Source organism: Aquimarina sp. AU58 (assembly GCF_900312745.1).
GTDB classification, from domain to species: Bacteria; Bacteroidota; Bacteroidia; order Flavobacteriales; family Flavobacteriaceae; genus Aquimarina; species Aquimarina spinulae.
Genome location: NZ_OMPD01000013.1, coordinates 212,756 through 227,126, shown reverse-complemented (window position 1 = coordinate 227,126; position 14,371 = coordinate 212,756). Strand labels below are relative to the sequence as shown.

Annotated in this window: 9 protein-coding genes; 5 read left to right on the top strand and 4 right to left on the bottom strand. The window is 33.2% G+C overall.

The genetic code is table 11. The features are described 5' to 3' along the window. Nucleotides 1-140: 140 nt before the first annotated feature. Nucleotides 141-1,433: an aminopeptidase P family protein gene (locus DK441_RS11260; protein ID WP_109098817.1), complete on the bottom strand. Its 1,293-nt coding sequence runs from the start codon at nucleotides 1,431-1,433 to the stop codon at nucleotides 141-143. Between the two features lie 184 nt (nucleotides 1,434-1,617). Then, a complete protein-coding gene (locus DK441_RS11255) occupies nucleotides 1,618-1,842 on the bottom strand; it encodes a hypothetical protein (RefSeq protein ID WP_370444315.1) in 225 nt (74 codons plus the stop codon). A 242-nt stretch (nucleotides 1,843-2,084) separates the two neighbouring features. Here DK441_RS11255 and DK441_RS11250 point away from each other — a divergent pair, with 242 nt between their 5' ends. Then, nucleotides 2,085-4,937, top strand: coding sequence for a glycosyl hydrolase (locus DK441_RS11250; protein ID WP_109098816.1), 2,853 nt, complete (start codon nucleotides 2,085-2,087; stop codon nucleotides 4,935-4,937). Nucleotides 4,938-5,034: 97 nt separating this feature from the next. On the opposite strand, the gene DK441_RS27030 is transcribed toward DK441_RS11250, so the two are convergent. Next, the gene (locus tag DK441_RS27030) at nucleotides 5,035-5,700 is read right to left on the bottom strand and encodes a carboxypeptidase-like regulatory domain-containing protein (protein ID WP_235015752.1); all 666 of its coding nucleotides are present in this window, start codon (nucleotides 5,698-5,700) and stop codon (nucleotides 5,035-5,037) included. Nucleotides 5,701-6,751: 1,051 nt separating this feature from the next. On the opposite strand from DK441_RS27030, the gene DK441_RS11240 reads away from it, so the two are divergent. From DK441_RS11240 to DK441_RS11225, 4 genes are all read left to right on the top strand, one after another. Then, complete coding sequence (locus DK441_RS11240) at nucleotides 6,752-8,008, top strand: helix-turn-helix domain-containing protein (RefSeq protein ID WP_160112059.1); 1,257 nt, start codon at nucleotides 6,752-6,754, stop codon at nucleotides 8,006-8,008. Nucleotides 8,009-8,166: 158 nt separating this feature from the next. Further along, nucleotides 8,167-8,964 (top strand): hypothetical protein, encoded by a 798-nt coding sequence (locus DK441_RS11235; RefSeq protein WP_035096346.1) that lies wholly within the window; start codon nucleotides 8,167-8,169, stop codon nucleotides 8,962-8,964. Nucleotides 8,965-9,189: 225 nt separating this feature from the next. After that, nucleotides 9,190-13,146: a PQQ-dependent sugar dehydrogenase gene (locus DK441_RS11230; protein ID WP_109098814.1), complete on the top strand. Its 3,957-nt coding sequence runs from the start codon at nucleotides 9,190-9,192 to the stop codon at nucleotides 13,144-13,146. A gap of 107 nt (nucleotides 13,147-13,253) precedes the next feature. Next, complete coding sequence (locus DK441_RS11225; RefSeq protein ID WP_109098813.1) at nucleotides 13,254-14,036, top strand: hypothetical protein; 783 nt, start codon at nucleotides 13,254-13,256, stop codon at nucleotides 14,034-14,036. A 109-nt stretch (nucleotides 14,037-14,145) separates the two neighbouring features. On the opposite strand, the gene DK441_RS26550 is transcribed toward DK441_RS11225, so the two are convergent. Next, on the bottom strand, nucleotides 14,146-14,322 hold the full coding sequence (locus DK441_RS26550; RefSeq protein ID WP_159099254.1) for a hypothetical protein: 177 nt from the start codon (nucleotides 14,320-14,322) through the stop codon (nucleotides 14,146-14,148). Nucleotides 14,323-14,371: the final 49 nt, after the last annotated feature.

Sequence of the window (14,371 nt, the reverse complement as noted above, 5' to 3'; positions counted from 1 at the left end):
GAGTTGTGTTCGACTAAACTAAAAAAAATAAGAGAGATTACTTTACGGCTTTACCACCGAGTTTTGAGTTGTGTTTAGGAGATAGTAAAAACCCCACACATAAAAATATGGATGGGGCATATATTTGATTTTATCGAATTCTAATTATTCATTAATTCTTCAATTTCTTCAGCTTCAATAGGAATATTAGCCATGAGGTTAAAAGGTTCTCCTTTTTCCTGTATTACTACATCATCTTCAATACGAATTCCAAAACCTTCATCAGGAATATAAATCCCGGGCTCAACAGTAAACACCATATTTGCTTGCATAGGCTCGGTGAGGATACCATAATCATGGGTGTCTAATCCTATGTGATGAGAGGTACCATGCATAAAGTATTTTTTGTACGCAGGCCATTCTGGATCTTCCTTCTGCACATCGGCCTTATCTATAAGCCCTAATCCTAATAATTCAGATGTCATAATTTTACCAACTTCAACATGATAATCGGCCCAAATAGTTCCTGGAATCAACATTTTGGTAGCTTCATTTTTAACTCGAAGTACAGCATTATAAACATCTCGCTGACGTTTAGAGTATTTTCCTGATACCGGAATTGTACGAGACAAATCACTAGAGTAATTGGCATATTCTGCAGCAACATCCATAAGGATTAAATCACCTGCTTTACAGGGTTGATTATTTTCTATATAGTGAAGCACATTGGCATTGTTTCCGCTTGCGATTATAGGAGTATACGCAAAACCTTTAGATCTATTATTGATAAATTCATGCAACAATTCGGCTTCAATATTATATTCCCAAACATCAGGTTTTACAAAGCTTAAAAGTCTTCGAAATCCTTTTTCGGTAATATTACAAGCTGTTTGCATAAGCTCAATTTCGATAGGATCTTTTATTGCACGTAATCGTTGTAAAATAGGATTGCTTTTTGCTACGGCATGTGCAGGATATTTTGCTTTCCACCATTTGGTAAAACGATCTTCACGAGTTTCTGTTTCTACACTTGATCTGTAGTGCTCATTAGTGTTTACATATACAGTTTCACACTGCGTCATGACTTCAAAGAAAATCTTCTCTAAATCCTGAAGCCAATATACGGTTCTGATTCCCGAAACATCAAAAGCTCGTTCTTTGGTTAGTTTTTCACCTTCCCAAATTGCAATATGCTCATTGGTTTCTTTTAGAAATAAAATCTCACGATGCTTTTCCTTAGGAGCATCAGGAAAAAGTAACAATACACTTTCTTCCTGATCAACGCCACTTAGGTAAAAAATATCTCTATGCTGCTCAAAAGGCATAGTACTATCGGCACTAATTGGATATATATCATTACTATTAAATATAGCAATGCTATTGGATTTCATTTGTGCAGCAAAGTTTTTACGATTTTTGATGAAGAGATTGCTATCGATCTGGTGATATTTCATTGTATGATATGTTGTTTAATTACAAACCTCATAAGCCCTCTAGACCAAACGAGGATTAAGAATACTGATTTTCTTCAAAAATATGATTATTATTTGCGTAATAAAAAAAGGAACTCAAAATCTTATGAGTTCCTTTTTTAAATATTGAATTTACCTTACTTTTTTTGTTAATATGAATGTATTTTTATTTGCTTATTGCATTTTTGATTAAACCTATTATAGCCATTAACACACCACCTCCGACACCACCACCTGCAATGCTTCCTAGTATCCCAGACAAATCCATTCCGCCAGAAGTACCTATTCCCAGGTAATTTAGCAAATACCCACCTAAACCTCCTCCGAGTATTCCCAGAATTGAATTCCCTACTTTACCTAAGGATACATTTTTTAGTAATGAGCCTGCGATATTTCCTCCAACGGCCCCGCTGATTAATTGAATAATTAATGGTAAATACTCTTCCATGATTGTGTGTTTAATTGATTAGTACTTAATAAATTAACTAAAAATTTACGAGAAACACAAAAAAAGAACACTATCCTTAGTGCTTTGTGATTATTGTTTTAAAACAAAGGATTGTTAAACAATATCTAAAAATTTTGACTTTGTTATAACAATATCTATTTTCAGCGCACTAAACACCCATCAAAATGAAAACATTTACATCATCATTATTTTTCTTTTTTCTTTTTTCTTTTCTTTTTTCTCAACAACCAGCTACTAATGCAGAATTGATACAGAAAGGATTGCTGAACAAAAAGCAAATGGAAAAGTCTTCTTTAGTGAAACATGTCCCTTTTAAAAATATTGGACCGACTGTAATGAGTGGTCGTGTAGTAGATGTTGATGTAAATCCAGAAAATACGACAGAGTTTTATGTAGGATATGCTTCTGGAGGGTTGTGGCATACCGTAAATAACGGAACTACTTTTGAACCTGTTCTTGATGCTGCAGAAACAATTAATGTTGGTGATATTGCAGTAGACTGGAAAAATAATATCATTTGGGTAGGAACCGGTGAAAATAATTCGTCTAGGTCATCCTATGCAGGGATAGGAATTCTAAAATCTACAGATAATGGTAAGACATGGAAAAATGTAGGACTACTCGACTCACATCATATAGGTAGAATCGTTATTAATCCTAATAATCCAGATGAGGTAGTAGTGGGAGTAACCGGACACTTATATTCTTCTAATCAAGAACGGGGAGTCTATAAAACAACAGATGGGGGAGCTACCTGGAAAAAAACGTTGTTTATTAATGATCGAACAGGTATTATTGATTTGGCATATGCGCCTGGCAACTATAATATTATGTACGCAGCTGCATGGGATAAAGATCGTAAAGCCTGGAATTTTGAAGGTAATGGATTAGGATCAGGGATTTATAAAAGTATTGATGCAGGAACTACCTGGAATAAAATATCTATAGAAGGAAGTGGTTTTCCTACGGGAGAAGGAGTAGGTAGAATTGGCCTTGCTGTTTTTGATGAAAACACTGTATATGCCGTACATGATAGCCAGTACAGAAGAAAGGAAAATGATACCAAAAAAAGTAACAGCGGATTAACCAAAGAGGATTTTAAAACGATGTCATCAGAAGCTTTTTTAAAACTGGAAAACAAAAAACTGAATGCATTTTTAAAAACCAATGGGTTTCAAGAAAAATATAGAGCAGATAATGTAAAGCAACTTGTGCGTGCGGGTACGGTAAAACCAATTGATCTTGCCAAATATCTCGAAAATGCTAATGCAATGTTATTTGATACTCCGGTTATAGGAGCAGAAGTATACAGAAGCAATGATGGAGGGAAATCCTGGGCAAAAACCCATAAAGATTATATCGATGATTTATTTTATAGTTATGGATATTATTTTGCTCAGATACAAGTAAGCCCTACTAATAAGGATCATATATACATTTCTGGAGTTCCCATTTTGAAATCTAAAGATGCAGGAAAAACATTTACCAATATTAATGGAAAAAATGTTCATGCTGACCACCATTCATTGTGGATTAATCCTAAAAACCCTATGCACTTGATAAATGGTAATGATGGGGGGGTAAATATCTCTTATGATGATGGGGAACACTGGATAAAAGCAAATCAACCTAGTGTGGGACAGTTTTATGCAATTAATATTGATCATGAAAAACCATATAATGTATATGGCGGATTGCAAGATAACGGAGTTTGGGTAGGAGCACATAATGCTAAAGAAGATGACTCCTGGCATCAAAGTGGTCATTACCCGTGGGAAAGCATTATGGGTGGTGATGGTATGCAGGTACAGATTGATGATCGAGATGCAAATATTGTATATACAGGGTTTCAGTTTGGAAATTATTTTAGAATACATCGTGCAACGAATGAACAAATCTATATCCAACCTAAACACGAATTGGGCGAATCTCCTTATCGATTTAATTGGCAAACACCAATTTTACTATCGCCGCACAATCAAGATATTTTATATTTAGGAGGTAATAAATTAATGAGATCGATGAATCAGGGGGATGACTGGACTGCCATATCTAATGATTTAACAAATGGTGGTAAAAAAGGAAATGTTGCTTATGGAACGTTGACTACTATTGCCGAGTCTATATTTCAATTTGGACTGATCTACACAGGTAGTGATGATGGATTAGTATATATAACTAAAAATTCTGGAGGAAGTTGGAGCAAGATTTCGGATTCTTTTCCTAAAGATCTATGGGTGTCAAGAGTAATTGCCTCTTCTCATAAAAAAGAAAGAGTTTATGTTACATTAAATGGATATCGATGGGATGATTTTAAACCTTATGTCTATATAAGTGAAAACTATGGACAGAGTTGGAAAAACATAGGAAGCAGCTTACCTATATCTGCAATAAATGTGATTAAAGAAGATCCTAAAAATGAAAACGTAGTATATATAGGAACAGATAATGGTGCCTATGTTTCACTAGATAAGGGAGCAAGCTGGCAAGCTTTTTCTAACGGATTACCTAATGTAGCGGTTCATGATATTGTAATCCAACCAGAAGCTAATGATTTATTATTAGGAACACACGGTAGAAGTATATACAAAACAAATATAGAAGCGGTACAACTTCTTGATAATAAAGTAATGAACAAAGGACTTTATGTTTTTGATGTACCTGCAATGCAGTGGTCAGATCGATGGGGTGTTTCGTGGAGCAAATGGTCTACACCATATAAACCAACAACTACTATCAAGTTTTATACTGGAAAATCAGGAGATTTCTCTATTAAAATTACTACCGAAGAAGGAAAAGTACTTCAGAAATTTTCTACGAAAGCTGATAAGGGACTTAATTATGCAGAATACGATCTTACAATTACCGAAAAAGGAAAAAATATACTCGAAAAAGAATTTCCTGATGAAGAAGTTTCTAAAAGAAAAAACGGAAAATATTACCTTCCTACTGGAAGATATTCAATAGAAATTTCTGATGGGAAGCAAACAGAAAAAGCTTTGTGGGAAATTAAATAAAAGGAGTCTCTAATTAACTTATATTGATAAACCCCATCAAAATATTTTGATGGGGCTTAAGCAATTCAAACATATGATGTAAAATAATCATATTTTTTTAGTATCCCTTATTGAGTATCATGTTAGAGTTTGCATTTAACTCGGCTAAAGGAATAGGAAAGGCATAATTATAACTACCATATACGGGTCCTTCAAAAACTACATTTAGTTTTGGGATATCCTGCTTTGTTCTTGCCAAGTCATCAAATCTAAACCCCTCAAAACATAGTTCTTTTCTTCTCTCTAAAAGAATATTTTCTTTGGTTGCTTCTGTACTAGCCCCTCTATTATCAGGAATCATATTTAGCCAGGTTAAAGCATCACCTATAGCTCCTGTCTCTAATAATGCTTCTGCATAAATTAAGATGATTACCATTTCGATATTGATAGTGTCTGATATGGCATCGATTATTCTCTCTTCTGTTTTCATTCCGATATAAGAAAACATCAATATCTCACCAGCTTTGGCATTAATAATATAGTTTCCATCGAAATCTGTTTGAGTACCCTGGTTTGATCCTTTAATGATTACTGCTACACCAGGTAGTGGTATACCACTATTATCTGTTATTTTTCCTTTTATTTCTCTTTCTTGCAGAACATCCTCAATTTTATGTGCTTTGTAAGTATTTCCATATACATTAAACAGCCCCACAGATAAACATAACATAAAAATTGTTGCGGTTGTAAGTGATTGATTTTTAATAATTTCTGCTGAATTCAAAAAATAGGTATTGATTTTTTTATTTATAATTCGTTTTTCTAAAAATTGATTTTGTTGTTCTTTTCCCCTTGTTTGAGAAGTTTACTCTAATACTTCGTAGAGTTTGATTTTATTCCATAGAGTGTTGTTTTAAGTTTGTATTAATATTGATTACATGCTCTGTTTTTTCGTATAGGCCGAGCTTGACACATCTATCGATATAGATGTGTCTACCGTTATATTATATTTTCAGTAATGTTGCTAAGTACTTGTTTTCCCTATATTCAGTCTAACATCATCAAAGAGAATTAAATGTTGATATTTCAAATTTTGTAGATAAATTTTGATAATTATTCAGTAAGACTGCTTTATTTTTCATAAAATGAAAACAATTCGAATGGCATCGTGTTTTTTTATCAAAAACAGAATATTATTCAGTGTAGTAAGAGTGTAAAAAGGAGGTAATTTTAAATTTAGTAAATATTTTATGATATATTAACAAGAAACCTTATCATATTAATATAATTTTATAATAAACCATAAAAATAATCTGAAATATAGGGTGGGGTCTGTGCGTTATTAAACGTTATAGATAGTGTAGATTAGGAATACATTTGCGTAATCAATGAAAATAAACCCATACAATATTATTTTGCTTATAGGGTGTCTGGGTATTGTAATTTTTGCAGTTCTTAAATTATGTTGTTGCAAAAAAAAAGAAAGGACATTTAAGTTTTTTTATTACTTCTTGATTACTGCCAACTTGGTAATCATTCAAATACTATTAATAGATTTTAGAATTACCAAGTTACACCCCTGGATTCTTATACTGTATACTCCATTCGAATTTTTGTCACCTGTTTTTTTTACTGCATTTACATGTTATTATCTTGAAAAAGAGGAAATATATAAAAGGTATCAACGCTTTCTCTTAATTCCGTTTATGGTATTTTTTGTTGTGTATAACCTAATAAAGATTAATATTCTGATAGATTATTCTATTTTTTCAAAAAATACAGCTTCCTTTCTCCTTAATGAAATAGATGAAAATTTCACCGTTATTTTTTGTTTTATGCTTTCCATATGGAATTATCGTATTATACAGAGGTATGAGAATTCTTTGGGGAGATTATCTTTTGTTTATGTTAGAAAAAAAACAAAATGGATAAAGAATATTTTTGTTGCACTAGTGATCCTATCGGTGTTATGGATGCTTACTATTACTTTGTTTTTTATTAAAGAAGAGATAACGGGGCATTCTGCATATTATCCGATTTGGATGCTATATATGATTTTTTGCTATGTTTTTCTCTTTTTGGGAATTAAACATTTAAACAAAGTATCGGGTAGCGTTACTAATTTAGAAGACCCAATACAGAAAAAGATTACTAATTTTCAGTTATCAGGACTAGATCATGTTTTCTCAGAAAGAGAACTTCAATTAGTACACTCTAATCCCATATCTATTACAGGAATATTAAGTTATTTTGCTACTTCTTTGTTTGATAAAAATAAGAGAGATGATGTTTTGTTAGATATTGTAGAGAATTGTATTTCTCAATTACAACTACAAGAATGTAGTATCTATATGATATGTAAAGAAAATAAGACATTAATTCCCAAAGCAATATATAGTAACAAAAACAATTGTGAAATCATAAAAAGAAAAAAACAAATACCTATTCCGATCGGAGAAGGAACCTTGGGTAAAGTAGTACAATTAGAGAAATATCAATGTGTAGAAAACTTAAGTGTAATTATAGGTGATAATGAGAAGTACATTACAAGAAGATCAAAACTTTCTGTTCCTATATTTATAAGAAAGAAAGTAGTAGGAGTCTTGGATGCCGAGCACGACGAGAAAGCATATTTTAAGTCACATCATATTGCATTATTTCTATTGATAGCTAAATTAACAGAAATAAAACTTTCTCAAATCAACACCAATACCAATCCAGTAGTACTCACTAATATTACAAATGACAATGCTTACTTTAAAGAGTTGGATTTTTTAATGAAAGAAGAAAAAATTTATGTAGACCCTAATTTAGGTCTAGAAAATATTTCAAAAAGACTACAAATAAGCAGTAACTATCTATCCCAATTGATCAATAAACTAGGAGGCTGTAATTTTTCTGATTATATAAATAGTTATAGGGTCGAAGAAGTAAAATCCAAACTAAAAGATCCAGATTATGATAACTATACCGTACTTGGTATTGCCATGGAATGTGGATTTAATTCGAAATCACCTTTTTATTCTGCATTTAAAAAACACACAGGAGTCTCTCCCAAAGAATATAGACAACAGCAACAAATTATGTCCTGATTTCTTGAAATTCAAACTTTAAGGACACTTATAATTTTTAATGTTATTAGAATTGCATCTCATTTGTATTTTATACAGTTGAGTTTGTGTATAAGGTGAGTAGGTTTTGGGCCCTTAAAATGTACTCACCTTTTTTAAATATCTTAAAATCTAATAATATGAAAAATCTTATCCCTAAAAGAATTACACTAATCGAATACATTTCACTTCTGGCATTTGCTACATTCTCTTGCGAGCGAGTTAATAATGAAACATTACAAGAAAATAATAATGGAGAATTGGCGATTTTTACATTCTCTAACGGAAATACCTTACAATTAATTGAAAGTGACGAAGAAGGAGATCCAGTTATCCTGGCTATCGAATCTGGCTCAAATAAAAATATAGAATTGATAGACTTTGACTCTAATTCTATATTAGACATATACCTTAAATTAACTCCTGATGACTCTCCTCTCCCAAAAATAATTGCAAATATCTCTGAAGACAATGACCATTTGCATCATAGAAGCGTTGTTAAGGATTTTGATACTGCACTAAAATTTAGTGTTGAAAAAATCCCTGAAACACTTAAAATGAAGAATAATACTAAAGCAAATTTTTGCGATGATATTCCTGAGAGTTATAATCATTGTTTTAACCGAAAAAAAAGCAAAGTGTCTAATATTACATCAAGTAGTAGATGTAAAGTAATGAAAAATTATACCTCTGTGTTTAAAGAATCATACAATGAAGGGAAGTATATGGAAGTAAGACATAGATATAGAAAAGCATCTGGAGGATGGGCGACACATGTTAAAGGGAAATACAAGGTATATCCCGGAAAATGGAAACGATTGTCAATACCAGGGAAAATGAAAAGATACAGAAGAGCAGCGCGTAGTGGGGTTAATGCAATAACTGGCCTTGGAACAGAATATGTGTATTGGAAAGGATATACTGATTTTCGGAACTAAAAATAAAATTGATATTACCATAATAATGATTTTATAATAAGAATTTTATTAGTGAGTAATTCAACAGTTTGAAATGATGGTTTGGTAGGCAGCAGGAAGAAAATTTTGATTCTCCTGCTGCTTTTTTATCAAAATGTATATGATTTAAAAAAACGCATTCAATTTTTCAGAAAGATAATATAAGAGCAAATCCAGAGACATTATTTATGATTCTAAAGGTATTTTATGAGAAGTAAAACTCTTAACAGAACAAAACCATTTCTAGATAAGTTTATCTTAAAAGTATTTTTTATAATAGTCATACTCAATATTGATATCACCTTGTTATCTGCTCAAGGAACATTTGAAGTGGGAGATACCACTGTTTCATATTCGTTTCTTAGAACCGATGTTGAGAAGCCTTGGGAGATTTTGTGGGGTCCAGATGATATGATTTGGTTTACCGAGAGAGACACAGGAAATGTTTGCAGAGTTGACCCCTATGATTCTTCATCCCCAAAAGAAATCCTGCTTACATTACCATCTAATCAAATACAACAAGGGCCTGGTACAGGAGGGTTGTTAGGCATGGTTATACATCCAGATTTTAATGATGGCAGTCCCCATGTATATCTGGCACACAGCAATATTCAAAACCTACAAACACTTTCAAGATACACCTATAATTTTACCAATCAAAGATTAGAAAATCAGGAAATTTTACTTCAGTCCACTTTGGGACCAGATAATCATGGCTCAAGATTGTTGATATCAAATGACCAAAAGTTATTGATGACTACAGGAGCAAATGATGAGGAGTATGCTTCCAGACTTGATAATATAGTAGGTAAAGTTTTACGCATAAATCTGGATGGATCAGCACCTATCGATAATCCATTTTATGACTCGGGTAATCCTACATCACCAGCAAGCTATATATACAGCTATGGGCATAGAAATCCACAGGGTATTGCGCAAGTCCCTGCAGACCATCTCACATATCCCAATGCTATTTATGCATTAGAGCATGGTGCACAACTTAATGATGAATTTAACCGTATAGAGCCGGGTAATAGTTATGGGTGGGGCTTTCTGGATATTAATGATAATATTGTATATGAGGGATATTGCGACTCTTCTTCTAATACAAATGAAAACACATGCCCCTTGGTAACCTTTGATCTTGCCCCTACGGGATTGTTGTATTATGACCATCCGGCTATACCCGAATGGGAGGGTACATTTATAGGAGGATCATCAAAAGGTGCGAGAATTTTTAGGATATTGATGTCTTCAGATGGGCTAAGTGTTGTTAATAAAGATACCAGTTTAAATCCTGCCAATAATATAGTATTGACCAATGATGATCAATATGTGGTCTGGGGTGATGATGGGACTCAGGTTTCTCCACGGGATTATTGTATATCCCCTAATGGCGAAGTCTTTATGGCATCTCATAATCAAGATAGAATAGTAGTGCTAAGAAATGAAAATTACTGTTTATCTGCCCCAACGATTGAAAACCCTGATCCCTTATGTAGTAGTGACCCTATACCTGTGTTAATAGCATCAGGTAGTGGCACTATTCGATGGTATTCTGATACTGGATTAACCAATCTGTTACATACAGGAGAACAATTTGAACCCACCGGCATTACAGAGACTACAACATATTATCTTACACAATCAAATACAGATTGTACTTCTGCCTACTCTTCGGTAACCATAACGATTCTTTCTGATCCACAACCCTTTTCAATTGATCAAAGTGCCAGTATGCAATTGTGTTCTGGAGATACACTAAGTTTTTCACTTAACGGATCAGAGATTGGAGCTACCTATCAAACCTTGTTGGATAATGTTTCTATTGGTGATGTTGTTGAAGGAACAGGAAGCTTGATTACTTTAAATACAATCGGAGGATTAAGTTCTGGGAATATCCAGGTTCGGTCTTCGTTGAATAATTGCACATCTATAATGAATGGTTCTTTTGATATTGAGATATCCGATCCGTTTAATGTTGTATTACAAGCAGTAGATAATCAACTACAAGCCACTCCCTCGGTAAGCCCTGGAGGGTTGACATTTTCCTGGTATAGAGATCAGGAATTAATCGATGGTGATGATCCGGTATTGCAATTATCAAGATCAGGAACCTATTATGTAATTGTTGATAATGGTAGTTGTAATGTAATTTCTAACACAATAGTATTTACCTGTGCTTCTGTTCCCGAAATGCCAGAAGAATATAGTGTCTGTTTCGATTCATTTATACAATTAGAAGCAATAGGAGAAAACATCACCTGGTATTCTGATCCCGATCTCGAAAATGGTATTGCTACAGGAAATACATTAAATACCGATATATCGACCACTACTACATTTTATGCTACTCAAACTATAGAAGGTTGTGAGAGTAACCCTGGTACAGTAACCATAACGGTAGCTGGGCAATTAAGTGCATTTGACTTATCGGGTAACACTACTATGTGTAGTGGAGAAAATGTAACAATTCACTTATCAGATTCTGAAAACCTGATAGCATATGTGGTATTGGTAAATACTACAGAAATTGGCATTTCGGCAATGGGATCGGGAGAACCTTTATCGATAGATATTCCTTACTACCATATTCGTAATGATGATGAAATAACAGTACGAGCCATGAGTGAAGGATGTGATCGATTAATGAATGGTAGTATTGTTGTAAATCATTCAGATCTAGCAAATGCTTATTTTGTGCGTCAAGACCAAACATTAACTGCTACGTCGGGGATTGGATATTTGTATCAATGGACTTTAAATAATACTCCTATTGTAGGACAGACAGGTGATTCTATAGAGATTCAATCTAATATAGAGGATTATGGTCTCCTAGTTTCGGTTGCAGGTTGTACACAATTAGCCGAACTAACCGATGATCAAAACTTACTTACTCAAAATATAAGTATTGGAGATACCAGAGGATATATAAGGTTACTTACTAATGAAATTGAAGTACCATGGTCTATAGAATTGGATGGTAACGGTTTTTTATGGGTTACAGACAGGGATCTTGGGGTAATAAGTAAAATAAACAGAAATACAGGAGATAAACAAGAAGTACTTAGATTAGGTGAAACGCAAGATTTTGATACCAATACTTCTCCTAGAGGAGGATTACTGGGCTTGGCTTTGGGTAATGAAGAACTGTTTGTTGCGTATACATATAATGATGGCAGTCTTAAACTTCGAATAGTAAAATATACTATTGTAGATGATGATTTAACCAATGAAACTGTACTTTTAGAAAATATTCCTTCGCCTTCAATGCATGGATGTGATCTCTTACTATCATCAGATGGATTTTTATATATCACAACTGCATCTCCCAATAACAATGCTCAGGATATAAATAGTCTGGAAGGGAAAGTCCTACGAATCAATACAGATGGTTCTATACCGACAGATAATCCTATATCAGGTAGTCCTGTGTTTACTATTGGGCATAGAAATCCTCAAGGAATCACACAAGCTGGTCCTCATGTTTATATAAGCGAACACGGCGAAGTGAGAGGAGATGAGATCAATCTGATTGTTTCTGGAAATAACTATGGATGGCCCGACGTGACTACACCTTGCAATAATCCGGATATTGATTGCTCTTTTATCGATCTGGGATCTGTTGCTCCTGCGGGATTAGATTATTATAATCATACCACTTTTCCGCAGCTTAATAATAGTCTTCTTATGGCAACTTTAAGAGGTCAATCTGTTATAAAAATACCTCTGGACAATGCTCTTTTACCAATGCAGAACATAGAATATCTGTTTGGAAGTAATGAACAAGGCATTTTTGGAAGAATAAGAGATATACATGTTTCTGAAGAAGGTACCATTTTTATTGCTTACAGTGGTAATACTACTATTGAAGCTGGTATTGCAGAAATTAGTCCTGTACCATCAAACGATAATGAAAATGTAGAAGGTTTTAGTGCTATATTATTTCCAAATCCTGCAAGAGACAATGTTGATGTTCTGGTACCCGGATATAGTAATTTTTTGATAAGAGTGTTTGATGTTAGTGGAAAACTAATTACTACTTCAAGAATTTTGGATAGTAATACTACAACAATCAATATTCTGAATTATAGCAGAGGGTTATATTTTGTTAAGATTAATGTTGAAGATGACGAACAAACCTATAAAATTATTAAGTATTAAATCCAGAGGATTTTTCTAAAATATTTTTGCAAGAGTAGACACAAATCCGAGTGTCTTAAAAAGGTTCGGGTAATTTTTATCACATAAATCTTTAGTATACAAATCTTATGAAACGTATTAAATTTATACAAGTTTTATGCATTATCTGCGTCTTACTTTTTACTACCTCATGTGAAAATGAAGTAGAAGGTGTACAGGCAACCTTAGAGGAAACTAATAGTGGAGAATTTGCTGTTTTTACCTTTGCCAATGGTAATAAACTACAACTTATCGAAAGTGACGAAGAGGGAGATCCTGTTATCATTGCGATAGAATCAGGATTTGAACACAACAAAATGTTTATTGATTTTGACACACATTCTATGTTGGATATATATCTGATTCTTACTTCAGAAAAAACTCCTGTACCTAAGGTATTGGTAAATATGTCCAAATCTTTTCAACATCAGAAATTATTACAAAAAAGACAGATAGTACCTACTATGCATATTCCTGTTACAATAGAAATGGCAAAAATTCCTGAATCATTGTTACAAAAATTCCCGGTTAACCGAGGTTTTTGTGATAAAGAATATGCTGATTATTGTAAGAGAGATGGATGGGATCTTGAAGATGTGTGGAAGTCAGGAAACAAAAAAAAGAAAATAGAAGGGTATACTCATCTTTTTTCCGATAGTGGAACCGGAGTACCCCATATGACAGTTAAGTTTAAGTATAAAAAAGCAAATGGAAGTTGGAAAGAAAATGATAAGGCAACTCATACCGTTAAACGAGGGTATGGAAAAAAAGTAACTTATATCGGAGGAAAAAAAAGATATAGAGGATCTTGGCGATCAGTGCCAGGAGGTTTTTTGGGTCACTGGAAGGGTTGGACAGATGTTAGAAACTAAAAAATAATTAATCGAATCATTTGATTAAATCCATAGAAAAACCCTCAAACTATGTTTTCCCTTTTTTATAGTTTGAGGGTTTTTAATTATTTATGGTTTGTGAATTTTTTTAACCCCATTCAAAATTAGTTGGGCAAGTAATAATAGTAAATTTTGGCTTATAGAATAGAGGACATCTAGAAGGGTTTTTACTATCTACGTGACCACCTTTTATAGATGATGGATTCTCTAATTTTGCAATTTTTAGTTTTGCAAGACTTAATTTTTTCCCCTTTGCTTTTCTCATAATTTTTAGTTTTTAAAGATTATTATACATATATTTTCTCTACCAGTAT